This window comes from Mesorhizobium sp. M0808 (assembly GCF_040320025.1).
Classification (GTDB): Bacteria; Pseudomonadota; Alphaproteobacteria; order Rhizobiales; family Rhizobiaceae; genus Mesorhizobium.
The window spans coordinates 47,776-72,331 of record NZ_JAMYOX010000006.1 but is presented as its reverse complement, the minus strand read 5'-3'; the positions used below and the strand labels follow the sequence as shown (position 1 = coordinate 72,331).

Genomic DNA, 24,556 nt, shown 5'->3' with positions numbered 1-24,556 from the left:
TCAGCGGTTATTTCAGGCCGTTTGTCTTGATGGATTCCATGATCTGGCGCTGGAAGATCACGAAGAGGACCAGCATCGGCACGGCGACGATGGTCGAGGCGGCCATGACGTAATTCCAGGCGGCGGCGTACTGGCTCTTGAAATTTGCTATCGCAACCTGCACCACCCAGAGATCGAGGTCGGAGGTGATCGTCAGCGGCCACAGGAAAGCGTTCCAGTTGGCGAGGAAGAACAGGATCGCCAGCGCCGACAGGATCGGCCGGCTGAGCGGCAGGATGATGCTCCAATAGATGCGCCAGTAGCCGGCGCCGTCCATGATCGCGGCTTCTTCCAACTCCCTGGGCAGCGACAGGTAGTATTGCCTGAGCAGAAAGATGCCGAACGCGTTGAAGATCGCCGGAATGATCAGCCCGGCATAGCTGTCCAGCATATGCAGCGTCCGCGTCAAAATGAACAGCGGCACGATGATTACCGGCAGCGACACCAGGAAGGTCGAGAACATGGCGAGGAACAGAATGTCGCGGCCCGGAAAACGCAGCCGTGCGAGCGAATAGCCGGCCATCGAATGGAAGAACAGCGCAGCGACGGTTACTGTGGCCGACACAAAGAACGAATTGAAGAGATAGCGCAGGAACGGCACCTCGGTCAGTACGTAGAGGAAATTGCCGAGCGTCGGCCGTTCCGGAATGAGGCTCGGCGTGAAGACGTCGCTCGCCGGCTTGAGCGAGATGACCAGCATCCAGACAAGCGGGAATACCGTCATCAGGCCAAGTGCGGCGGTTGCCAGCATCCAGGCAAGTCTCGCCGCCCGTATCTGCGAACGGCCGGAAGGAGTTCGGCCGTCAGTCATGCTCGAAGCGTCCGCCGCGCGTCAGCACGAAGAAGAAGACCGTGACCAGCATCAGCGCCAGCACCAGCAGCGATGCCATTGCCGATGCATAGCCGAACGCGCCGAACTGGAATGCCTGCTTGTAGATGTAGATGATCAGCACCGAGGTCGAATTGACCGGACCGCCTTTGGTCATCACATAGATCAGGTCGAAGACCTGGCCGCCGGCGACAGCCGCGACGAGCGAGACCAGGAGGACGAAGAAGCTGGTCGGCTTGAGCAAGGGCAAAGTAATGTACCAGAAGCTTGTCACCGGCCCGGCACCGTCGATCTTTGCGGCTTCGTAGTACTCTGCCGGGATGTCCTGGAGCCCGCCGAGGAAGATCAGCATGTAGAAACCCATCAGGAACCAGACGCTGACCAGCACCAGCGTGAACAGCGCCAGATTTGGATCGCCGAGCAGCGAAATTCCGCCGAGGCCGACGAGCGGCGCCAGCCGGCTGACGATGCCGACCTTTTCGACCAGCATGAGCTGCCACACGAGCGCCACCACGACCAGGCTGACCATCTGCGGCGCAAAGAACATCGAGCGCATGACCGCGTTGAAGCGGTTGGTCTTCTGCACCAGAAGCGCCAGTCCCAGTCCGGCGACGTAGAGCGCCGGCACCAGCATGACGGCATAAGCTACCGTCACCTTCACGGACGACCAGAACAGCGGGTCGCCCCACATGCGCCTGTAATTGCCGAACCCGACGAACCTGTAGCCGCCGAAGCCGTTGACCTCGAAGAACCCGACTACGAGCGACAGCAGCATCGGCACGCCGACGAACACCAGCAGGCCAAGCGCATCGGGCAGGACGAACAGCCATGCGGCGCAGCGCTCCCTTTGCTTGGCGGTGAGGCCGCGGGCGGAATTCGCGCCCGCGGCTGGCGGTTTCATCTGATCCATGCTGGAAAGGGCCTAAAGGATCGGCGCGCCGGAATAGGAAGCGAGGAACGCATCGAGTTGCTGACTGGCCGTCGTCGCCGCCTGCTGGGCATCGACCCCGCCAAGCTGTGCCGACTGGATGGCGTCGGAGATGATCTTGTAGGCCTCCGGCGGAACCCGCGGCTCGGCGCGCGTCCCCGGATGGATCTCCTTGGCGAAGGTGCCGAACTTGCCGGTGCTGAAGACATCGGCGCCGGCCTTCAGCGCGCTGTTGCGCGGCGGCATGTCGCTCTTGGCGACAGTGCACCAGTTGACGACCCGGTCGATCGAGGCCTGGTCCATTGAGGCTAGCGCCCAGGCGCAGAACTGGGCGGAGGCATCTGGGTTCTTGCCTCCGGCATTGGCGACAAAGGCCCAGCCACCGCCGACGGTGACGTATTTGCCATTGGCCGGTGTCGGCAATTTGAAGATGCCGTAGGGCACGTCCTTGGCGTTGTTGTCCATCGCCGAAATGCCCCAGATGCCGCAGTTCTGCATGGCGCACAGCCCTGCCCCGAGATTGGCGACTATGTCGAAGCCGCCGCCGACCACCTGACGCGGCGCCACGCCGGTATTGATGGCATCCTGCCAGAGTTTCAGCGCCTGGACGGTGGCCGGCGAATCGAAGGCGCTCTTGCCGTCCTTGCCCTGGAATTCGCCGCCGCCCTGCCACAGGAACGGATACCAGGTGAAGTTCTGGTAATAGCCGGGAGTCGTTTCGAACAGCACGCCGTAGCGACTGGGCGTCGTCAGCTTTTTGGCGACCGCCAACAGCTCGTCCCAGGTCTTCGGCACGTCGTTCTCGTTGAGCTTTGCATCCTCGAACGCTTTGACCGAATAGTAGAAGGCCATCGGCTCGACTTCCATCGGCACACCGTAGATCTTGCCGTCCACCATGCGGTTGGCGATGACGCTTTCCGGGAAATCGGCTTTGGCGGCATCCTCGATATGCGGCGTCAGGTCGGCAAGCACGCCGCCATTGTAATAACGCAGGAAATCGCCGGGGCTGATGAGGAAGATGTCAGGGCCCTCGCCCGACGCGAAGGCCGTTGCCAGCTTGGAACCGGAGATGTATTCGCTGTTGACGACATATTCGAGCTCGACCTTCTGGTCGTGGCCGTCGTTCCAGTCGGCCACCAGCTTTTCGAACCACTGGACCTGCGGCTTCACGTCTCCGCCAGGCGCATAGAACTGCCAGAATTTCAGCGGCGCTTCCTGAGCGCGCACGGCCATCCTGTTGATGAACGGGAAGCCTGTGAGGCCGGCGGCAGCGAAAGTGGCGCCGCCCTGGATCAGCCGACGACGGTTCAGGCTGGCCAATGGCCGGTCGCGGGTCGTTTTGTCAGTCATCAATTCCTCCCTTGGATGTTGTTCGGTCGAACGTTGGCGAAGGGACCTCCGTTCCCTTTGCCGGCATCTGGCGTCACGCGCTGTCGAATGGGCTCAACGCGCATGGGATCACTTCGGTGCGCGGCGCGCTCTCGACTTTGCCACCCAGCCGTTCGAGCAGCATTTCCGTGGCGCGCTTGGCAAGCATTGTCGGACTGTTGCCGACACGGGTCAGCTTCGGCCTGACATATTCCAGTTGAGGCAGGTCATCGAAGACTGCGATGGCGATATCCTGAGGGATATTGATCCCATGGTCGTAGAATTCGGTCAGCGCACCGGAGGCCATCAGATAATTGGCGAAGAACATCGCCGACGGCAGGTTTCCGCCGTGCTTCTCCCTGAGCCAGGTGACCGCTTCCCGCCCTGACGGGGCAAGATAGCTTCCCTCGAACCGCAGATCGGCGGAGATTGGCACGCCATTGTCGGCGAGCCCTTTTTCGAAGCCGGCAGCACGCGCCATCGCCTCCTTGAAAAAGGATGGCCCGGTGACATGGGCGACGCGGCGATGGCCCCTCTTCGCCAGATACTCGCCCATCAGATAGCCGCCGCCGAAATCGTCCAGCTGGACGCTGTCGACAGCATGGTTCGGCAGATGGCCGATGAAGACGGCGGGCAGATCGAGGCTGAGCAGTTCGCTGTGCATGCCGTGCAGCGCGAAGTCGGCAACGATGACGCCGTCGACCCGCTTGCGCCCTATCTGGCGCAAATACTCGCGGCCGTGATCCTGTGAATGTCCGCCCGGCACGTCGGTGTTGAAGATCAGCATGTCGAGGCCGACCACTTCGAGCGTCGACTGCGCCGTTTTCACCAGCTCCGGATAGAACGGGTTGCGGATGTCCGGGATCAGCATCGCGACGATGTTGGTGCGGCCGGTGCGCAGACTTTGCGCCTGCGGGTTCGGCGTGTAGCCGAGTTCGTCGATCGCCGCTTGTACGCGTTCACGCAGCGATTTCGATACCCGGTCCGCATGGTTGATGACATGCGACACGGTCGTGCGCGACACGCCCGCTCGCGTGGCAACTTTGGAAATCGTGCTCATGATGACAGGTTATGAGCACATGAATGCATTTGCAAATCGATTTTACCGATGTCTCGCAAATTAGGGCCATCAGGCGGATTGCGCAAAATGCCAAAAGAAAAGGCCGGACTGTTAAGCCCGGCCAAGTGTGAAGGTCTATAACCTCCAGAGGGGAACGCGCCGGACGCAATGGGAGGAGACATCCGACGCAATTCGCATATGGGTCTGTATTGGTGCAGTTTCAACGATGCGGCAGTAGACCAACGGCGTTGCTGCCATAGAGCCAGAAACGCAAAGCATTCGAAGGGGGCGGTGGATCGCAGCTGCCAGTTGGACACAAAGGTCGCCGAATGCAGGGTGGCTCCTGGCATAGGGACTTCAGTCTGTAGGCCTATCGACCAAGGACCCGCACAGCCAAACTTTGGTCCGAGGCTGCTATCGCAAAAGCCCGAAATGCGAGAGTTTCAGGAACTGAGTTCCGAGGAGCCCCGTTGCGATGCCGACTGTTACAGGAGGCCGCCATGGACCCGAGCATTCACCAGGCACGTTGGCTGCTTTTTCCGTTATTTGGCCTGTGTTTCGGGATCGCGGCCATTGGATTTATTGTTGGCTGACAGTGGGAACTCGGCGCTATCGCGGAGAGACGCAACCACGGGAAGGCAAAAGACTTGCGCAGTAAATAGTCCCTTCCTGCGCTAGCGAGACCCACCAGTTACCATCGTGGGACTGGTGGGCCTTGACGTTCCGGACGCAAACCATTGTTTTAAGCATCACACGAATTCGAACAGGAGGCAGTACGACAAAGCCGTATGATTAAGGGGAGTTCCGACATGCGACTGACAAGTTCATTGATGACGACCCGGAAACGAAGGACCGGATCTTCACGAGGACGTCATGTCGGCATTTCTGTAGTCGTCTTGACCTTCATTCTCGTCGTGAGCCCCTATCGCGTCGTGGTCGATGGATCATCGCAGCCGCTCGGCCCGCAGGCTGCCTGGGCCAAAGATGGCGGGAACGGCAATGGCGGGAACGGGAAGGGGAATGGGAACGGCAATTCGGGCAATTCGGGTGGAAACTCCGGCAATTCGAACTCGAACGCTGGTGCCGGCAAGGGCAAAGCAAAGTCGCAGGACGACAATCTCCCTGATCCCGCCCCTGCGGTAAACCCCGATAGCAAGCCAAAACTCTTTGTCAACGCATCCACAGGAGACCGGGTCGAGGTGAGCGGCCCGAGCATTGGCGTGGTGCATTCGAACGGACTCAGTGAGCGCATCGACAGCGACCAATATGAAATGCGGGATGCCGAGGGCCGCATCATCATTCGGCGCCTGGCGACGCGTTCCGATCGGGACAGGTTGCTTGGAATGATCAACTGAGGCCCAGTTCACATGGCCGCGCAGTGCGGCAATTTCGGCTCAAGCATGATCGCGAACAGGCGGATGGCGGCGCTCAGTCGCGTCGCGCAAGGTCATGGCGGCTTCGGTCCTGTTGCTGACGTTGAGCTTGGCCAGGATTCGCGTCATGTGGTGCTTTATCGTCTTTTCATGCAGGTTCAGCCGAAGCCCGATCCGCTTGTTGCTCAGTCCCGCGGCAACCAGCGTCAGGATCTCCCTTTCGCGGCTGGTGAGGTCGGCAAGTCCTTCAGCTTTCGCCGGCTCTTTTGATTGAGCCGAGAGATCGGCCAACAGGCGCGCCGACAATTGTGGACAGACATATCGTTCGCCCGACGCTACCGTGCGCAGGATCGCAGCCAACGTCCTCGACCCGACCCCCTTCAGAACATAGCCCCTTGCCCCGCTCTGCAACGCGGTCATCACGTGCTGGTTTTCTTCCGAAACGGTCAGCATCACAATTTTCAGTGCCGGATGCCGCTCAAGGGCCGGTCCGATCACGCCAAGGCCACCTCCAGGAACCGAGATGTCCATCAGCAGAATGTCGGGCCGCTGGTCTTCGATTATCCGCAGGGCATCGTCTCTGCTGCTTCCTTCACCGACGATCTCGAACCCGCCGATCTGATCGAGCGTGCGCACAACGCCTTCCCTGAACAGCGGGTGGTCGTCGACGATGGCGAGCTTGATGGCTACTGTCATGTCTGCCCCATTTCAACGATGTTGAGGCCCATTCTTACGACTGTGCCACTCTGTGAGGAAGTCACGGTAAACTGACCCCCGAGGCTTTCCACCCGCTCGCGCAGCCCAACGAGTCCCAGCCTCTCGGGACGCACGATTTGCGGGTCAAAGCCAGCGCCGGCGTCGGCCACTTCGATACAAACGCGCTCGCCGTCGAAATGTTTCTCGACCGACTGACCTTCACCTCCGGCATGACGGAATCCATTGTTCAGCGCCTCCTGGACGAAGCGGAAGATGCAGATCTTGGCCGCCGGCGACAACGGCGCATGGCCGCCGGTCATCGATAATCTCACTTTGACGCCGGTTCGTTCTTCGTGCGCCTGTACGGCTAGCTGGAGAATTTCACCCAGTTCGGCATGCTCGATATGCGGCAGGACAAGGCCCTTGCTGATGCTCCTGATCTCGCGCATGGCATCGTCCAGATGTGCTTTGATGGCCAGCAATTCCTGTGCACGCTTCGATTGCGGCGTAGCGGGATCGGCAATGACGGGGCTGTCGATCCCCAGCGCCGCGAGAGCAACCAATTGCGCGGGGCCATCGTGCAAGTCCGCACCGATGCGCCTGAGATAGCGTTCGTTAAGTGCGGTGGCACGCTGCGAGGCACGCTGCACCCGCAGCCTCAACAGTCTGTTTTGCGCAAGCAGATCGGAAAGCTCGGCAATGCGCTGCTTCAACGAGCGGCTCTGCGAACTGATCATGCGGCTGCCACGGAACACGATTGCCGACAGCCCGAGAAAGAAGGCCGCTGTGACGGCGGCAACGTCCAGCCAGGTTCGAATGAGCGCCTGATGCAGGTTTCTTTCAAAATCAGTGGCGACCTCGTAGAATTCCGAAACGGCCACCACTTCCCCCGACCATGGCTGCAGCACCGGATTGTAGATCTCGAGGAGATGCAAGCCGCTGGCTCTTTCGGCCTCGCTGTCCGGATCGTCGAGCTTGTCGAACTCCGAAACCATTTGGCCTGCGAATGCCGTCCGGAGATTGTCGCTGGGTTCAAAGCGCTTGCCGATCAATGTCTTGTCGGTCGAATACAGGATGGTTCCGTCGCGACGCCAGAGCTTGAAGGATTCGAGCCTTGTGCCGAGTGCCCCTTGTCCCAGCGTTTCATCGAGCGCGTGGGCGACGCTCTCGTCGAGCACTTCGCTCTTGCGCATATCCGGAAGCAGCGGTGCGATAACGCTGTCCACGTAAAGAGCCGTTGCGGATGCCGAATTCTGCGTGACCACGGTTTCTATATGGTTCGTGACGGAAATCCCCACCACCACCATGGCTGACAGGGAAAATAGACCGCCCGCGAGCAGGAACTGCGTTGCCAGCGACAGCGCATTCCAACGGTCAACAAGGCTTGTCAGCCTGTGTGGCTTGGTGTTCCGAATGGCCCGCTCGACGGCACGCCGCACCAGTGGCGCGATTCTGGAGAGCCGGCTAATCCGTTGTCGAACGTCGCTGAAAGACGGCATCCTAGGTGTGTAACCGATCAATCGCGATGGAACTAGGGCCTGATGAGAGGGCGAACAGCGTATCCGGCGCTTTTTTGGGCAAACCGTCTCATTGCGTCGTTCGGTAAAGCTCGGACGCGGCCTGCTTCAGTGCCGCCCGTCCATCCGGCCTCAGATACATCATGTGCCCGCCCTCCAGCACCTCGGTGCGAATGGGCTTTGCGCCGGCAAGCGAAGGAATTTGACCAAGCAGGTAGCGCGAGCCCATGTACGGCGTCACCAGGTCGCTGTAGCCGTTGACGATCAGCACGCCGAGGCTGGGGTTTAGCACGCGCGCCTGTTGAAGGTCGTCCATGACACCCGCATAGCCCTGACGCGTCGCGCTCGTCCCATAGTCCCAATTGCCGCTGACTTCACGGTTGAGAAGCCGATAGCTGATATCCGTGCGGAAGTTCAATTCATCACGCACATAGCCGACGAAAGCGGAGGTGAGCGCCGGCACGCTTCGGTCGAGCACCGGATCGGGACCCTCGACTCCCAGGCTCTCTGGCGCCACGTCCGCTGTCGCGATGTTGCCGTCATAGGCGCTGAGAACATTGCCCTTTGCCCGTGCAAACTCCTTGGCGAACAGCCCTATGGGAATGCGTGCAAAGTGCCGCTGGACGAGATCGAGCGGCAGACCGGTGATTGCGGCGACACGCTGGCTCGCCAGGCGTCCACCCTGCTCCAGCCCACCTGCCAGCGCGGCCAGATAATCGCCGAGCGCATAGCGTTCGACTTCCGCCAGCCGCTCCTGCAGGGCCGGGCCGGAAACGCCTTCGCTGTGTAGGCGCACTGCCGCCAGCGACGGCAGTTCCAGCGCCCAGTGGAGCGGCTGGAACTCGTCCGGGCGCACCAGCGTGAATTCGAGCGCCGGCGAAATCAGCACGACGCCACTCGGGCTGATGCCGATGTCTTCCTGAAGCTTCCTGGCGAGCAATGCTGCTCGAAAGCCGCCATAGCTTTCGCCAGCCAGGAAGACAGGCGATGCCGTACGGTTCGTCTGCGCCAGATAGAGCCGGATAAACGCGCCTATCGACGCGGCGTCCTGGCTGACGCCCCAGAAGCTGTGTGCTTCCGTGCCGGGCGCTTCACGGCTGTAGCCGGTTCCAACAGGGTCCACAAAGACCAAGTCGGTCATGTCGAGCCAAGTGTCGGGGTTGTCGAACAGCCTCTGCGGCGGCGGCAGGAAACTTCCATCGGCCGCCGTCGCCAGGACCCGCGGACCGAGCGCGCCGAGATGAAGATAAGCGGAAGCTGCTCCCGGACCGCCATTGAACACGAAGGTGATCGGGCGCCGCGGATCCGGTCCCGTTTCTTTCCCGGAATGCAGTGCATAGGCGACGTAGAAAATCTCGGCGGTGATATCGCCTTTGCCGGACGGCAATGACAGCGTGCCGGCCTTGGCCTCGTAATCGAGTGTGCGTCCGGCAATGACGGTCGAATGATCGGAAGTCTGCGGCGGTGGCAGGAGCGAGAGAACCCCGCCTGTGGGCGGCGGCCGCTGGGCCGTCTCGGCGTGACCCACCCCAACTCCGGCAACCAACAGCAGAAGAGCGACGGCGATTTCTTGCAGCTTGATAGGCATGATGTCTCCGGAGCAATTGGCTGGAAACTAGCACACCGTCGGCCGAACCAAAGTCACAGCACCGTGCGCCAGTACATCTGACAAGAAGAGGGGTCGGATTTGGAAATCCGATGCCCAGGCGGAAGATAGGGCGCGAGGGTCACGGCGGCAGCCTCAACCTCTTCCAGCAGATGCGTGCGGCGGAATGGCGGACCAAACGACTTCGTGAATTTTCTGCCGGTTGACTCGATTGGCCCACTTCCTAGGTTGGCATTCGGGGCTCCCGTGCAATCCGAAGTTGGTATGACATCTTTCCACACCCGAAAGCTTGCCCTTCTCCTTCTATCGGCAAGCGCCGCCATCCTGTCTTCCTGCGTCATGCCCGACGACACGTCGAGCACTGCAAAGGAGGACACCACGGCGGCGGCAGCCCGCAGGGAGATGGTCGGCCTTAGCGAGGCGGACGTTCGAATGTGCGCCGGCTTTCCGACCGCCACTGCCGAGGTCGGCAAATCCGGCCAGATCTGGACCTATCAGCGCGTCGTTCAACGCGGCAATCTCAACATTGTGGTTCCGACGGTGGCCATTGGCCCGGTCCCGGCGCTCGGAGGTTCCGTCAACGTCGCCCCCGGCGGCTATTGCGACACACAAATTCGAATGGTTGACGGTCATGTTGCCGAGGTTGCCTACGCCGGCGACAATAACCTGCCGAACAACCGCGATGCGCTCTGTGTCAGCACGGTGGACGCCTGTGTCGCCTACGCCCGTCAGTATCATCCAGGCAGGGCAATGGGCAGATAGCGGGATGAGTGGCATTGCCGCTGATCTGAACGCCTGAGATTTCTGGTTTGCCGGCTAGTGACTATCCTCGATCCCGATCGAGCATCACCGATTTGACCTGATATTCCCCGCTCTCAACCGCCGACCCCATCGCGAATAGTGGAGAAATAGCGGTCGGTTCCGACCTGCCCGCCCTTGAGGGCAATTTCCAGCCCATCGATCGCCTTAATGCTTGAATGCGCCACACAAAGTGGCGAGCCCGGCGATGCCGGCAGCGGCATTCGCACAGTCAGCGCGTCGACGCCCATCTGGCCAAGTGCATGGCTCGACGTGTCGCCGCCGGCGATGACCACGCGCAGTAGCTTCTCTTGAAGCGTCAGTTCGCGGAGAACCTCGCCAAGGCCGCGGCCGAGCTTATGGCGGGCGCCTTCCCGGAGATCGATTTCTGCACCGCGGTCGGCCGCAGGTCCGAGCGCGGTGTAGAGGATGACGCTGCGCCCGGCCCGTAGGCTGGAGCGGCCGGTTGCCACCGCGCGCGCAATCGCGTCGTTCGAAGCCTCAGAAACCAGTTCGACCGGGTCGAGCTCGATCCCGTCGAAGCCGTCGGCCAGAGAATGACGGATCTGTCGTTCCGTCGTCGGCGAGCAGCTCCCCGAGACCACGGCGATCCTGTCGGCAGCGCCCGGCGGCGAAAAGGCGGATTTGGTATCCACGATCCGGTTCGATGCCCATTCGACCAGCAAGGCATATTCGATGCCTGAAGAGCCGACGACGAAATAACCGCCCGGCTTGCGAGCGCGCCAAATCTCCTTGCCGGCAAGTGCCTGGGTTTCCAGGCTATCGACATCGACAAGCACGATACCTGAGCCATTCTCCACAAGCCGGTCGAATGCTTTCGACCGCGACGCAGACTGCAGCGTCGCCAGGTCGACCAGGCCCGAGGCGAGGCTGGTCTGGCGCGACAGATGGATCAGCAGGTCGGATTCGTCCATCGGCGTGGTCGGATGGCGGCTCATCACGGGATGGCGGTCGATGCGGAAATATTTTTCGCGATAGGCCGCGAACAGATGACCGAAGGCGGTGTAGCGCTTCAGCTGCGGCGCGCCGACCACCAGCGGCACGCCGTCTTGCCGGAAAACCGAGCGGCCGATTTCGATCGCCCGGCCGATGCTGCCGATTGCCGGGCTGGAATCGAAGGTCGAGCAAACCTTGTAGTGGCAGATCTCGGCGTTGACGGTCTTCAGCCAGGCGAAGGCATCTCGCAGATGCGTGTCCATCCACTGCGGCGTCTCGCTGCGGCTGGTGCCGGCCAGCCCGAGGGCGCGGCAATGCGCAAATTGCGAAAGCAGCGCCTCGTCCGGCTGGCGCATGAACAGGACGGTCGGCACGCCGCCGAGCTCGAGCGCCTCCATAACGTCGGTCGAGCCGGTCAGGTCGTCGCCATAGTAACTCAGAAGGAGGTTTTGCATGGCGTCAGGCCGCCTCGCCGCCGCCGAACTTCTCGATCGACCGCGCCAGCTCGACATGGCTCAAGGCATAATCCGCCATCGGAATGTCTTGGACCGCCGCCTGCCAGGCCTGCTGCACGGCGCGCACGCCGGCGCCCGGCCCGTCCGGGTGGCTGACGATGCCACCGCCGCAGAGATAGAGAAGATCGACCGTTCGGCCGGTTCGCTGGAAGGTTTCAGGCGCCTGCCCGCCCCACTGGCCGGAGCCGGCGACCGGCAATGCGCAATCGGCCGGCGAAAAGATCGGCGTGGTCACCGCCTTGAAGGATTCGACGAAGGACCAGTCGGGTTCCCAGTATTTCGAGGCGATGCCGTTGATCTGGAACTGGTCGACGCCGAGCAACCGCCAGAACTGCTGCCAGACCTTGAAATCCATGCCGAGGCCGGGATGGCGGGTGAGAATGTCCCAGCCATTGCGGTGGGCATGGAGCACCAGGCTAGAGCGCTTTCGGAGGTAAGCCATGCCACCAAAGCCGATCGAATTGATGTTGACCACCGCGCAATTGCCACCGGCCTTTGCCACCAGATCGTGGTTTCGCATCATCTCGTCGGGATCGGCATGTGAAATGCCGAAGGCATACATGACCTTCTTACCGCTCTTCTGCTCGTGGTCGAGGATCAGCGGCATGATTGCCCTCACTCGCTCCGACAGCGGTGAATAGGCCGGGCTCATCAGCTTCTCGTCGTCCTTGATGAAGTCGACGCCAGCGGCAATCAGCTCTTGCACCATTGCGGCCGTCTCGTACGGGCGGAGTCCCAGCGCCGGCTTGACGATGGTCCCGATGATCGGACGATCCGCGACACCGGTCAGCCTGCGGCTGCCCGTGACGCCGAATTGCGGGCCCGGATGCGCGCCCCGGTACTCCTCGGGTAGCTTCATGTCGACGACACGGATGCCGGACAGGCCCTTGATCGAAAAGGCGCCGCCGATGGCGATGGTCATCAGCGCCGACAGGTCGGTGCCGATGGCGTCCAGCGGAAAGGCGATATCGATGTCGGCGCGCTTGACCGGGCCGTTGCGTGCTTCGGGGCTTGCTCCCGAACCGGTTTCGGGAAGGGACGGCCGGTCCGCGTCCGGCAGATGCCGTATCGCCAGGACTCGCGCTGCGACCCTGGCCTTGAGCTCTTCCGTCTCGCCGGCCAGCGCGACGAAGGTCCCGGTCGACTGGTCGCTTGCAATCTTGGCCGCCAGCGCCTCGATATTGCCGGGCGTTTCGATGCGATAGGTAAGAACAATCATATTCGCGCGGCCTGCCGGGGTGGTTCGAAAAAGGTTCCTTGGCCCTTGAAATCTGGTATAATGAGTACATAAGCTTTGCAAGCCCTATCCGGCTGGGCAGGGCCGGGCGAGCCGGCAGCAGGCGTTCCGGATCACGCCGGAAATGCTAGATAGGGGGCCGGCCAAAGGAGTGATTCGCGACGATGAACCGTTCGGAGCCGATCGTCCGGCGCAAGCTTTCCGACGAAGTATTCTTGAGACTGAAGCGCCTGATCACCGGCGGCGAATTGCTGCCGGGTGACGACATGCCGTCGGAGCGCGAATTGATGGAGCGTTTCGAGGTCGGCAGGCCGGCGATCCGGGAGGCGATGCAGGCATTGAGCAATATGGGGCTGGTCGCGATCTCGCATGGCGAGCGTGCCAAGGTGCTGCAGCTCACCGCCAAGTCGATCATCAAGCAGGTCGACGGCGCAGCCAAGATCATCCTGTCGTCATCGAAAGACACGCTCGAGCACCTCAAGAACGCGCGCATCTTCTTCGAGCGCGGAATGGTCAAGGAAGCTGCAGAAAAGGCCACAGCCGAGGACGTGCAGCGGCTGCGGGAAACGGTCGCCGAGCAGCGCAGCCATCGTGGCAACTCGGAAGCCTTCATATCCGCCGACATGAAATTCCACACACAGATCGCGGCAATATCCGGTAACCCGATCTATGTCGCCGTCAGCGAGGCAATGCTAGGCTGGCTAAAGGAATACCACACCGAAATGCTGATCTGGACCGGCAAGGAAAAGTTCACGCTAACCGAGCACGAAGAGATCGTCGGACGCATCGAAGTCAAGGATGCGGATGGCGCCGAGAAGGCGATGATCAAGCACCTCGAACGCTCGCGCGCGCTCTACGTGATGAATTCCGGCAACTGAAAATCAAGTGCAGGTCCCGACCGGCGTCGCGGTCGGACCTTGCTCTCGGCCTACTGGCTGACCACAGATCAGCCTGAGCCCGGACCGACGCAGTTTTATGTTGCCGTCTGAATCCGGTGTATGTGCCGCGTTGTTTTCATTCAGCGATTTCAGCATTTGCATCTTCCCAGCCGTGGATTTCCGCCGCCCGCTTTCGTCAGCAGGCCCGCATAGGCCCGTCTTGGAGGCGCCTGGCTTCTTCTTGAATTGGCAATTCTTGCAAAGACTATGCTAGATTTGCCAATCGGCGAGAACGACACCCGGAGAACCGCAATGGCTGACAGGAGCCTCCACGTCGTGATCTGGCTGCCGACGAATTTCTATTCGGCCGTCGTCTCGACGCTCGTGGAAATGTTTCAGCTTGTGAATGACGTCTGCCGGTCACAGGTTCTCTCCTGTGAGTTCGTTTCAAGGGGCGCGCCGTCGACATCAAGTACAGGAATTTCCTTCCCGACGAAGGCTCAACCATCCCGGAAAATGGATGTCCTGATTCTCATTGCGATGCCGGGCGTCGAGATTCCGGAGCTTCTGCGCTCGCTCGACGAGGAGAGTGAACATTCAAAACCGCTGATCGCGCTCGCGCAACAGCAGGACGCAATCATCGCAGCACATTGCGGCGCGTGTTATCTGCTCGCCAATTCGGGATTATTGGACGGTAAACGCGCAACGATATCCTGGTGGCTGAAAGCCGAGGCAAGCCGCCGGTTTCCGCAAGTGCGATGGGACGCTTCCCGCCTGCTCATTCGCCAGGACCGCCTTTACACATGCGGAGGCGGGTTTTCCGGACTCGAACTCGCCAGGGCTTTGCTGATCGATCTGGGCTTCTCGAAAGAGGAGCGGATCATTCGAAAACTTCTGGTTCTTCCTCCGCCGCGCAAATTCCAGAGTCCCTACGAATTTTCTCTCGACGAAATTTCGAACGAGGCCAGCCCATTCGAGAACAAGCTGCGCGAGCTCTCGAAAGACAAGATGTCGGAAATCGATCTGAAATTTCTCGCAACTGAATTGGGCATGTCTTCGCGAACCCTGTCTCGCAGATTTTTCGACGAACTCCAGACAACGCCGGGAAAATGGATCCAGGAACGGCGGCTGGAGTTGGCAAAATCCATGCTTGAGGAAACGAAACTGAGTGTTTCAGAAATTTGCTATCGCGTCGGATATCAGGACGTCGCCTCGTTCAGCCGCCTTTTTTCCAAGGCAACTGGAATGGCACCAGGCGAGTTTCGAAAGCAAATCCGGTGACAAGTCGGCAACGGAAGTGCTGCGGCTACGGGCAACCGCCGCGGAAGTGCGGCTATCCATGAGCCTCGGCAAATGACTTCAGCCGATCCGGACGATTGCATAGGGTGTCATCACAAGATGGTCTCGGACCGACGTATCTCGCGGAATCTTGCGCGATATTCGTCCATCCCAGATCTTCAGAGGACCCCGATCGGAGCCGAGCCCGGAAACATCGACTGGAACGTCGTCCGAGGTAAGGTTCGCCAGCCAGACGATGATCTTGCCTGTCTGGGAGCGGCCGGCCAGTGCCAGCACCCGCGTCTCATCGGTCGTTGTCGCCGCCACATGCGCATGGCCGGCCAGATCGCAAAGTCCTTTCACCGCGTGGAAAATCGGCCGGGGTGCACCTTCTTCGACAGGTTCGCCCGACGAGGCCAGTACGCCGAATGGTCCGGTGAAGCTGCAGAGCGTGAGCATTTCGAGCCCGGCCGGCGCAACGCGCGCGGCATAGCCGATCGTCCACGCGGCCCCGAACAGCCCGGCATGGCGAGGGTCGCGGTCGGCCATGGCAATGCGCTGATTGTCGGGATTGGCCTTGGTCGCGCCGCCATAAGGGTTCTGGCGCATGGCAATGGTCGACGGCCCGATCCTATAAGGTATTGTTCCGAAGATCGTTCGTACTGACGCCGTGATGAAAGGCAGTGCCTCCAGCGATTGCATGACGCTGAGATCGTCGGCGGCGTGCACGATCGGGCAGGTGCAATGCGTGACGAAATCGAGCGGGTCAGCCGGCACACGCTTGCGATTGAGTTCGGTGAAATAACTGAACATGCCGCCGCCGAGGCGGGTGTCGGGAAAGGCGCGCCGCGCCGCGGCATAGACGTCTTCGAGCGGTGGGCATTGCGGCCATGCGCTGCCCGGCGGCGTCGACTGCCGGTCGACCGAGGGCGAGACGGCAATGGCCGAAAGCTTGAGCCCGACCTGGCGCACCATGTCGGCGACGCCTGAAAGCTCGGCGTCGAGATCGCCGTCGCCGGCAATGACACATTCGAGCATTGTCCGGACCGGATAGGCGGCGGCGAGCCGGGCGTAAGCCCGCAAGGCGTCGAGCCCATGGCCACGCGTCGGGTCGTAATGGAACATCAATTGCTGCGGACCAAGCTCGGACAGCATCGGCAGCTTGCCCAGCGCCGCCTCGACCTCATCCGGATAGACGATCACGCCGATATCCGGCAGCGCCGGTCCGGCTTTGCCGAGCGTGACGCGAATTGGTTCGACGGTTGCCGCAGCCGCCGGCACTTTCCCGCGACCCTCTATCCGCAAGCTGATGGTCTGGCGGAAGGTCTCGCCGGCCGGCAGCACGTATGGCCATGGCAGCGCCAGCGGCCGGACATAGGTCTTGTAGGAGGCATCCGACCAGTTGCGCTGGTCCTCCATCTCGAAAGTATCGCCTTGCATACGGCATTCGGCGGTGACGCCCGGCCGGACCTCATGGGTGATCGCCCGCAGATCCTTGAAAGGCTGCCAGGGATCGATCAGCTCTGGAAGCCGCGTCGCGACCACGCTGCCGTCGGTATGCTCGACCGTGACCGGGCGGCCGGACAGGCCGGCAATCGGATGCAGGATGCAGAAGCCACAGCGATTGGTTTCGAAATCGCTGTCGGGAAGAGTGCTCACGTCGAAGACCAACTGGCCGTCGGCGGAGCCCTTGATGGTCGCACGGAAGCCGAGCCGGCTTCCCTCTGGTCCGAAACAACCTGCCGAATAGCTGACGAAGAAAGCGTCATCGCCCTGGTCGATGATTAAATCGGTGAGCGTCGGCTCGTAGGTGCCCCAGTCGCGATCCCTGACGATGTAGGCGATGGCACGCAGAACTTCGGTGTCGCCGTGGCGGATGCTGCGCAGATTGCCGTTGACGAAGTCCGCCGTCAGCGCGCCGGCGCGCAGCCTGACCGGTTCGGCTTCAACGGCACGTGTGCCGTAGAGGAGGAAGGCGTCGGCTGTCATTTCAGCAAGGCGTCGAGTTGCACCGGCTCCCGGCTTGCGGCGCCGGCATAGGCTGCCTCGACCAGCGCTAATGTCTTGAGGTTGTCCGCGCCCGAGGTCGCGGGCTCGGTTCCGTTGGTCAGGCAATCGACCCAGTGCTTTTGAATGGCGACGACGCTTTCCTGGATGTTGTGCCACGGCCGTGATGCCCAGGCCAGCAGCGGTGGCGAGACGTCGCTCACGGCTGTCCCGCTCCTGCCGGTGACGGTGAGCCGGTAGCCCTGCGCCAGCCGGATCGTGCCGTCGCTGCCGTCGATCTCGATCAGCGTCTCCGGAAACGGCTCGGTAGCGAGCTTGCTCGCGTAGCTGCAGTCGACCACGGAAGTGGCGCCGCTCGTGTGGTCCATCAGCATCGTCGCAACGTCCTCGCCGGCAATGCCGGGATTGATGCGCGCCGTTCGCGCAGTGACCGTCGAGACGTCGCCCAGCAGAAAGCGGGCGATGTCGAGGATATGGATGCCGAGATCCTCGATAATGAAGCGCTTTCCGGTCGCCAGATAGGGCTGGCCGGAAAACACGTCATAGGCAGAGCGGAACGAGATCCGTCCGAAAAAGGGGGTGCCGATTTCGCCGCTGTCGAGCACGGTACGCACCGCCTGGATCGGCGACTGCCAGCGAAAATTCTCATGCACCATCAGCGGCACGCCGGCGTCAGCACAGGCCTTTACCATCGCTTTGGCGTCGGCAAGCGTCGGCGCAAACGGTTTTTGGCAGATTGCCGGAACGCCGTGCTGCGCCGCCATCTCCACGAGCATTCTGTGGCTTGGTGCGGTGGTGGCGATGTCGACGAAATCCAGCCTTTCGCCGGCAAACAGCGCCGCCGCGTCGGTATAGCGCCGCGCGACCCCGAACTGGTCGCCGACGATCCGCAGCCGGTCCGGATCACGGTCGCAGATGGCGGCGATCGAGGCGCCCTCTATGTCGCGCCAGGCATGCAACTGGTTGACGGCAAAGAAGCCGCAGCCGATCAGCGCTCCACGCAGTTCCGCCATGTCAGCCGGCCTTTGCCATCTGCATCAGCGTGACACGGCTCTGCAGCCGGCGCTGTGCCTGGTCGACGACGACGGCGACGATGATGACGAGGCCCTTGATCACCATCTGCCAGAACGAGCTCACTCCCATCATCACCAGCCCGTCCGAAAGGATGCCGATTACGAAGGCGCCGACAATGGTACCGCCGATGGTACCGCGTCCGCCCGACATCGAGGTGCCGCCGAGCACCGCCGCGGCAATGGCGTTCAGCTCGAAGCTCTCGCCGGTCGCCGGATGCGACGCCATCAGCTCGGACGAGATGATCAGCCCGACGATCGCCGCGCAGAAGCCGGAGAACATGTAGACGAACATCTTCACCATGTTGACGCGGACGCCCGAAATCCGCGCCGCCCGTTCGTTGCCGCCGACCGCAAAGATGTGGCGGCCGAGCGGGGTGTATTTGGCGAGATAGGCCGCCCCTAGCGCAACGACGAGCAGAATCCAGAGCGCGACCGGCAGGCCGAGCAGCCGGCCGGCGCCGAGGTAGCCGAACCCTGTGGTGCCGAGCTCGGGCTTGCCGACGAGATTGGGGAAAGTACGGCCGTCCGACGACAGCAGCGCCAGGCCGCGCGCGACATAGAGCACGCCGAGCGTGGCAATGAAAGGCGCAACGTTAAGCCTGGTGATCAGCAAGCCGTTGACGGCGCCGATCAATATGCCGACGGCAAGCGTGATCAGCGCGATCTCGAAGACGTTGAAATAGATGGTGTAGCCGACCTGCAGGTCGATGCCGTTGAGCACGAGGTAGCCGGCCACCATGCCGCACAGGCCGACGATCGAGCCGACCGACAGGTCGATGCCGCCGGTGATGATGACGAAGGTCATGCCCATTGCGAGGAATGCGTTCAGCGCCACGTGCTTCGACATCAGGATAAGATTGGCGGCCGATAGGAAATTGGGGGCGGCTATCGAGAAGAATAACAGCACGGCGATCAGCGCGATGAACGTCCTCGCCTTCATCAGCGTCAGCAGGACCGAGCCGCCCGACATGGAGTTGACCGCCGCCTTGGCTGGGATGTCAGTCATGCGCCTTGCTCTCCGTGCGGGACCGGTCCGTGGCCGAAGGCCGAGGCAGCGACGAGTGCGGCCTCCGTCGCCTCGGCGCGGTCGAACATGCCGGTCAATTTTCCATTGCTCATCACCGCGATGCGGTCGGACAACGCCATCACTTCGTCGAGATCGGAGGTGGCAAACAGAATCCCCAGGCCGTCGCGCGACAGCTTGCGCATGGTGCGGAACACGTCGGCCTTGGCGCCGACGTCGATGCCGCGGCTGGGCTCGTCCATCAACAGCACCTTCGGGCCGGTGAGCAGCGCCTTGCCGATCACCACCTTCTGCTGGTTGCCGCCTGACAGCGACGAGACTTCCTGCGCCGGATCGGCGACCTTGATCGCCAGTTCGCGCACCGTCCGGGCCACCGCCTGTCTTTCGGCGGCACCGCGAATGTGGAACAGGCGCACGAACCGCGACAGGCTGGCCAGCGTCAGATTGCTGGCGACGGAGAGGATCGACACCAGCCCTTCGCGCTGGCGGTCTTCGGGGATCAGCGCCAGGCCGCGCCGGATGCGCCGCGTCGTGTCGCGCTCGTGCACTTTTTTGCCGGCAATGAATATCGTGCCCGTCGAATGGCCGTGGCGGCCCATGACGCAGTCGAACAGCTCGCTGCGTCCGGCGCCCATCAGGCCATAGATGCCAAGAATTTCGCCGGCGCGCAGCGACAGCGAGACGTGATCGACCGCAAGCCCGCCGGTGACGCGCGGCAGGCAGATGTCCTCGGCGCGGAATATTTCCTCGCCCGGCACATGGCCGTCGGCCTTGGCGAAGTCCTTGGCGTCCGAGCCGATCATCTGCCGCACGATCCACCGGGTGTCGACGTCTTTCATCTCCGCCTGGCCGGTGATGCGCCCGTCGCGCAGCACCGTGATGGTGTCGCCGATGCGGATCAGTTCCTCGAGCCGGTGCGAGATGTAGACGATTGCCACGCCGCGTGCCTTGAGGTCGGCAATCACCTTGAACAGGATCTCGACTTCCGCCGCGCTGAGCGCCGAGGTCGGTTCATCCATGATCAGGATGCGCGCATCGAGCGAAACCGCCTTGGCGATCTCGACCAGCTGCTGCTGGCCGATGCGCAGATCCTCGACCAGCATGTCGGGCCGGATGCCGGCTTCCAGGCGTTCAAGGAACTCCGCCGCGCGGCGCTCCTGCTCCTTGCGGTCGATCTTGCGGAAGCGGTTGGTGATCTCGCGGGTGGCGAAAATATTTTCGGCGACAGTCAGATTGCCGAACAGATTCAGCTCCTGGAAAACCATGCCGATGCCGCGGCTCACGGCATCACCGGAAGACGAGAATGAAACCTCCTCGCCGTCCAGCAAGATGCGCCCGAGCGTCGGTTGCTCGACGCCGGCGATGATCTTCATCAGCGTCGATTTGCCGGCTCCGTTTTCGCCGACCAGCACGTTGACCGCGCCTTTGCGCACCTCGAAATTCGCCCGCTTGACCGCGACGGTGCCGGAATAGACTTTCGAGACGTCCTCCAGCTTCAGGATGACATCTTGATCGCCGGTCATGGCTTCGGCCCGATCTTTGCCTCCGCCGGCGTTACCAGCGGCAGGTCCTGGCCACTGCCCGGCGTATAGGCGCCAAGTACCTCGACGCTGCGGCCCTCGAGTGCCTCGCGCGGCAGCTTGGAAAGCACGGTCTTGTCGGCATAGGCGTTGAAAGCCTTGCCGAACTGGGCGAAGTCGATCTGGTTGGTGAAATCGTTGAACTGGATGAAGTCGAGGCTGTCGCGCAGCGCGGTTCCGCGCATGGCGGGTCCGATCTGCACCCGCGCGTCCGCCTTGCCGTCGCCGTCGGCATCGATGTCCATCGTCGCCGCGCGTGACTGTGTGTTGGCTGCCACGACCTTGCCCTCGAGCCGAACCGCGAAGGTCCATGGCGAATTCGCCTGCTTTTTCGGATTGCCGTATTTGGCGCCGGCAGCGGCGGGATCGGTCTTTGCCAAGGCATGAACCTCGGGAAACGGCCCGGCCTTCTGCTGCAGATAGGGTATGACTTTCGCCGCCCAGATGTCCTCGACCATCTTGTCGGGATTGAACGCGGAGCCAGTGCCGCCGTTTTCCGCTGACGGCGTCGGCAGGATCTTGCAGGCGGTCAGGCTGCCTATTGCTGCGAGGAACAACGCGACAAAGATCGGCCGGGTCAGCGTGTTGAACATGTCGGCTCGTTCGGCATGGCAGTCAGGAGCACCCAAAGAAATGGAAGAAAGGGCGAAATGGAAGCAAGGGACGAACCGGAGGCTCGTCCCTTGCTGCTGATGTTGCACCGGCTCAGTTGGTGAGCGCGAACGTCTCCAGCTTGGCGGCATTGTCGCCATTGACCAGGACGCAGTCCATCAATTGCTTTTCTTCGGCGGGAGACTTCTTGTTTTTGATGAAGTCGTTGGCCTGCTCGACCGCCATCTGCGCCTGCGCGAAGGCCGGCTGCAGGACTGTCGCCTTGATGCCGCCGGAGGTGATCGAGTCGCGCACGTCGTTCGACCCGTCGAAGCCGACGACGATGACGTCCTTGCGGCCGGCAGCGGCAAGTGCCGCATAAGCGCCCATCGCCATCGTGTCGTTGCCGGAGATCACGCCCTTGATATCGGGATTGGCCTGGAGGATCGATTCCATCTTTGAATAGGCCTCGGTCTGGCTCCAATTGGCCGACTGCTGCGCCACCATCTTCAGGTCCGGATAGTCGTCGATGACGTCGTGGTAACCCTTGGAGCGGATGCCGGCATTGGTGTCGGATTCCTTGCCGACGAGCTCGACGAAATTACCCTTCTCGCCCATCAGCTTGACGAATTCCTGTGCGCCGAGCTGGGCGCCCTGATAATTGTTGGAGACGATCTGCGCGACGGCAACGCCGGTGGCATTGATCTCGCGATCGATCAGGAAGGAAGGAACGCCCGCGTCCTTGGCCTTCTGCACCGCGGCGACGGTGGCGTCGGCGCCGGCATTGTCGAGGATGATCGCCTTGGCGCCGCGGCCGATCGCCGTGTCGATCAATTCGGACTGCTTGTTGGCGTCGTCGTCATGGACGAGCACCAACGCCTCGTAACCGAGTTCCTTGGCCTTGGCCTCCGCGCCGACAGCTTCCGCCTTGAAGAACGGATTGTCATGCGAGGGCGTGATGATGGCGATCAAATCTGCCGCATAGGCGGGTGCGGCGGTGCCAAGCGCCAGCATGCCGGCAAAAGCCGCAAGCGTCATTCTGCGTGTCAGTTTCATGTATTCCTCCCGTTGAAAATTCGTGCCTTGTCCCAAGGCTATATGCATTCGATTTCGTTTGCCGGCCGTAGGCGGCGGGTCGCGTCAGATTCACAAGCCCTTGGCCGGCTTCACTTCGACGGATCGCTCCCCCTATCCTCCACTCATCCAGCCCCTGAGCCTGCTGCGAAGCTTGACGGTCCGATCAATCGAACAGCTAAGCCAACTGGTATAATGAGTCAATGACAATTTCAGGTGACATGTTCCGGAAGACGCGTCGGCGCTCCCTCAAGTGATGCGCTGAATGCTCGCGGCAATCTCCTCCGGCTCGAACACCCGCTTCCAGTCGTCGCGCATCAGCACCGGCTTGCCGAACTCTATCGCCTTGTTGCAGGCGTCGGAGAACACGCCTTTGGTTTCGCCGAAGATGACGGCGCCAAGCACGTTCATATGACCAAGCAGGAAGTCGAGCGCCGCCTGCTTGTCGACCCCGCGCGCCACCACCTCGTCGACCGCCTCTTTCATGATGACGAGCAGCGAAGCGCATACCGTTTCCGAAAGGCCGGGCTCGAGCAGCGCCATCTGATCGACCGTGACGCGATGCGAGCGCATGACCGGGGCCCAGATGATCTTGGCGATCGCCTCACCCCTGGCGAAATCTTCCTCGGGTCCCTGCATCAAGGCGCTGACCATGTGTTGCTTGGCCTTGACGCCGCCGAAATAGTCCTTCTTCGCCGCCATGTCGGTCTCGTCGTTGAAGATCGGCGGATGGCACGGGTGGGTGACGAAATAGGTCAGGTCCGGCCGCTTCGGCAAATGCCCGGCGAAAGGTGCCGCGGCGTCGAGCACGACGACCATCGTGCCTGATGCAAGCTTGCTCTCGATACTCGCCGCGACCTTGCCGATGTGCGTGTCCGGCACCGCCAGGATCACCACATCGGCGCCATCAAGCGCCTCATCGGCGCTGACGGCATCGATGCCGAGGCCCGACTTAAGCCGCTCGCGGCCGGCGTCGCTGACCTCGACATGGCGTATCGTATAGGGAGATCCGCGAAAATTGGTCGACAGACGGTAACCCATTTTGCCGCCCGCACCAAACAGCGCAATCGTTGTCATGTGTCCGTTACTCCTGAATTCCAACGACGGCCCTGCCGATCGTCATCCCATTGACTTGTATGCACATTGCCGCCGGTTGGCGGATCAGAGAACGCAGGGGAGCCGCCGCTCAAATGACGATGCCATGGACGATGTCTCGGGCGCCCGGATGTCCAGCACAGCGCAGCTACGCGGAGCATGCTACCTCAGGTACACATTATACCAGCATACCAAATTGGCAAGCGGCCATGGCACGGCTCTGACCACTTGTTTGGCCGTCGTTTACCTCCTGTTCAACGGCAAGGAGCGATCATCGCGCTGAACCGCCGATCGGCGGGATGATTCGCAGCCGACAAAGGCCCATGCTCGAAACGTCACTCTACAGCCCGGTCAAGGCCTTCCTGGAAGGCCTGGGATTTATGGTCAAGGGCGAGATCGGCGGCTGCGATCTGCTGGCGCTGAGTGCCGACTCTCCACCGATCGTCGTCATCTGCGAGCTGAAGCTGAAGTTCAACCTCGAACTCGTCCTCCAGGGCGTCGACCGTATGGCGGCGAGCGACGAGGTCTGGCTAGCGGCATGCATGTCGGCCCGCGGCAAGGGCCGTGAGAGCGATGTGAGATACCGCAATCTCTGCCGTCGGCTCGGCTTAGGCCTGCTTGGCGTGCGACCGAACGGCGAGGTTCAGGTGCTGCTCAGCCCGACGGCATTGGCTCCGCGTCGCGATCCCCGGCGCCGCTCGAAGCTAATTGACGAACATCAGCGTCGGCAGGGCGATCCTGTCGCCGGCGGCGGCTCGCGTGCGCCGATCATGACCGCCTATCGCCAGCAAGCGCTGGCATGCGCCGCAGCCCTCGCCGACGGCCCAAAGCGGCCGCGTGACTTGAAGCCCAACCTGCCGAACGCGCCTAAGATCCTGCTGCACAATGTGTATCGCTGGTTCGCGCGCACCGATCGCGGGATCTACGACCTGACCGCTCAGGGCCGTGAGGCGTTGCAGCGCTGGCCGCAGCCCGATCGCAGCCACACCGCTGCCTGAGACAGGCAACGCCGGATTTCGCGCCCTGCTTTCCG

21 protein-coding genes are annotated in these 24,556 nt (G+C 61.9%); 5 read left to right on the top strand and 16 right to left on the bottom strand.

Translation table 11 applies throughout. The features are described 5' to 3' along the window. Positions 1–7 precede the first annotated feature (7 nt). The 4 genes from NKI25_RS10470 to NKI25_RS10455 form a co-directional block, all read right to left on the bottom strand. Positions 8–850, bottom strand: a complete 843-nt coding sequence (locus NKI25_RS10470) for a carbohydrate ABC transporter permease (RefSeq protein WP_023675493.1) — start codon at positions 848–850, stop codon at positions 8–10. After that, positions 843–1,769, bottom strand: coding sequence for a carbohydrate ABC transporter permease (locus NKI25_RS10465; protein WP_031211400.1), 927 nt, complete (start codon positions 1,767–1,769; stop codon positions 843–845). The genes NKI25_RS10470 and NKI25_RS10465 overlap by 8 nt, the downstream gene beginning before the upstream one ends. A 21-nt stretch (positions 1,770–1,790) precedes the next feature. Beyond that, complete coding sequence (locus NKI25_RS10460) at positions 1,791–3,146, bottom strand: ABC transporter substrate-binding protein (protein WP_023675491.1); 1,356 nt, start codon at positions 3,144–3,146, stop codon at positions 1,791–1,793. 73 nt (positions 3,147–3,219) lie between these two features. After that, positions 3,220–4,224: a LacI family DNA-binding transcriptional regulator gene (locus NKI25_RS10455; RefSeq protein ID WP_352586654.1), complete on the bottom strand. Its 1,005-nt coding sequence runs from the start codon at positions 4,222–4,224 to the stop codon at positions 3,220–3,222. Between the two features lie 896 nt (positions 4,225–5,120). On the opposite strand from NKI25_RS10455, the gene NKI25_RS10450 reads away from it, so the two are divergent. Next, positions 5,121–5,579 (top strand): hypothetical protein, encoded by a 459-nt coding sequence (locus tag NKI25_RS10450; protein WP_352998414.1) that lies wholly within the window; start codon positions 5,121–5,123, stop codon positions 5,577–5,579. Positions 5,580–5,618: 39 nt separating this feature from the next. Here the strand turns inward: NKI25_RS10450 and NKI25_RS10445 are convergent, their stop codons facing one another. From NKI25_RS10445 to NKI25_RS10435, 3 genes are all read right to left on the bottom strand, one after another. After that, a complete protein-coding gene (locus tag NKI25_RS10445) occupies positions 5,619–6,293 on the bottom strand; it encodes a LuxR C-terminal-related transcriptional regulator (RefSeq protein WP_023675488.1) in 675 nt (224 codons plus the stop codon). After that, the gene (locus NKI25_RS10440) at positions 6,290–7,735 is read right to left on the bottom strand and encodes a sensor histidine kinase (RefSeq protein WP_502897361.1); all 1,446 of its coding nucleotides are present in this window, start codon (positions 7,733–7,735) and stop codon (positions 6,290–6,292) included. The genes NKI25_RS10445 and NKI25_RS10440 overlap by 4 nt, the downstream gene beginning before the upstream one ends. Before the next feature lie 145 nt (positions 7,736–7,880). Further along, complete coding sequence (locus NKI25_RS10435) at positions 7,881–9,398, bottom strand: S10 family peptidase (protein ID WP_352586648.1); 1,518 nt, start codon at positions 9,396–9,398, stop codon at positions 7,881–7,883. Positions 9,399–9,680: 282 nt separating this feature from the next. On the opposite strand from NKI25_RS10435, the gene NKI25_RS10430 reads away from it, so the two are divergent. Continuing rightward, complete coding sequence (locus NKI25_RS10430; protein ID WP_352998413.1) at positions 9,681–10,178, top strand: hypothetical protein; 498 nt, start codon at positions 9,681–9,683, stop codon at positions 10,176–10,178. Positions 10,179–10,291: 113 nt separating this feature from the next. On the opposite strand, the gene NKI25_RS10425 is transcribed toward NKI25_RS10430, so the two are convergent. Beyond that, positions 10,292–11,626, bottom strand: coding sequence for a four-carbon acid sugar kinase family protein (locus tag NKI25_RS10425; protein ID WP_352586644.1), 1,335 nt, complete (start codon positions 11,624–11,626; stop codon positions 10,292–10,294). 4 nt (positions 11,627–11,630) lie between these two features. Then, positions 11,631–12,905 carry a 3-oxo-isoapionate-4-phosphate decarboxylase OiaX gene (gene oiaX, locus NKI25_RS10420; RefSeq protein WP_352998412.1) on the bottom strand — a complete coding sequence of 425 codons (1,275 nt, stop codon included), beginning with the start codon at positions 12,903–12,905 and terminating at the stop codon, positions 11,631–11,633. Between the two features lie 182 nt (positions 12,906–13,087). Between oiaX and NKI25_RS10415 the strand changes: the two genes are divergently transcribed. Then, positions 13,088–13,801 carry a transcriptional regulator NanR gene (locus NKI25_RS10415; RefSeq protein WP_023675482.1) on the top strand — a complete coding sequence of 238 codons (714 nt, stop codon included), beginning with the start codon at positions 13,088–13,090 and terminating at the stop codon, positions 13,799–13,801. A gap of 312 nt (positions 13,802–14,113) precedes the next feature. Next, a complete protein-coding gene (locus NKI25_RS10410) occupies positions 14,114–15,082 on the top strand; it encodes a GlxA family transcriptional regulator (RefSeq protein ID WP_352998411.1) in 969 nt (322 codons plus the stop codon). A gap of 78 nt (positions 15,083–15,160) precedes the next feature. Here NKI25_RS10410 and apnL read toward each other — a convergent pair whose 3' ends face one another. From apnL to NKI25_RS10375, 7 genes are all read right to left on the bottom strand, one after another. Continuing rightward, a complete protein-coding gene (gene apnL, locus NKI25_RS10405) occupies positions 15,161–17,068 on the bottom strand; it encodes a D-apionate lactonase (protein WP_352998410.1) in 1,908 nt (635 codons plus the stop codon). Next, entirely contained in the window at positions 17,065–18,099 is a 1,035-nt protein-coding gene (locus tag NKI25_RS10400; protein WP_352998409.1) for a Gfo/Idh/MocA family protein, read from the bottom strand. Before NKI25_RS10400 ends, apnL begins: the two co-directional genes overlap by 4 nt. Position 18,100: 1 nt before the next feature. Beyond that, entirely contained in the window at positions 18,101–19,165 is a 1,065-nt protein-coding gene (locus tag NKI25_RS10395) for an ABC transporter permease (RefSeq protein ID WP_352577757.1), read from the bottom strand. Beyond that, on the bottom strand, positions 19,162–20,706 hold the full coding sequence (locus tag NKI25_RS10390; RefSeq protein WP_352697462.1) for a sugar ABC transporter ATP-binding protein: 1,545 nt from the start codon (positions 20,704–20,706) through the stop codon (positions 19,162–19,164). The genes NKI25_RS10395 and NKI25_RS10390 overlap by 4 nt, the downstream gene beginning before the upstream one ends. After that, the gene (locus tag NKI25_RS10385) at positions 20,703–21,356 is read right to left on the bottom strand and encodes a DUF2291 family protein (RefSeq protein WP_023675476.1); all 654 of its coding nucleotides are present in this window, start codon (positions 21,354–21,356) and stop codon (positions 20,703–20,705) included. Before NKI25_RS10385 ends, NKI25_RS10390 begins: the two co-directional genes overlap by 4 nt. 112 nt (positions 21,357–21,468) lie before the next feature. Next, positions 21,469–22,410: a D-ribose ABC transporter substrate-binding protein gene (locus NKI25_RS10380; protein WP_023675475.1), complete on the bottom strand. Its 942-nt coding sequence runs from the start codon at positions 22,408–22,410 to the stop codon at positions 21,469–21,471. A 267-nt stretch (positions 22,411–22,677) separates the two neighbouring features. Next, on the bottom strand, positions 22,678–23,505 hold the full coding sequence (locus NKI25_RS10375; protein WP_352998408.1) for a phosphogluconate dehydrogenase C-terminal domain-containing protein: 828 nt from the start codon (positions 23,503–23,505) through the stop codon (positions 22,678–22,680). A 341-nt stretch (positions 23,506–23,846) separates the two neighbouring features. On the opposite strand from NKI25_RS10375, the gene NKI25_RS10370 reads away from it, so the two are divergent. Then, entirely contained in the window at positions 23,847–24,521 is a 675-nt protein-coding gene (locus NKI25_RS10370; RefSeq protein WP_352998407.1) for a DUF2161 family putative PD-(D/E)XK-type phosphodiesterase, read from the top strand. Positions 24,522–24,556: the final 35 nt, after the last annotated feature.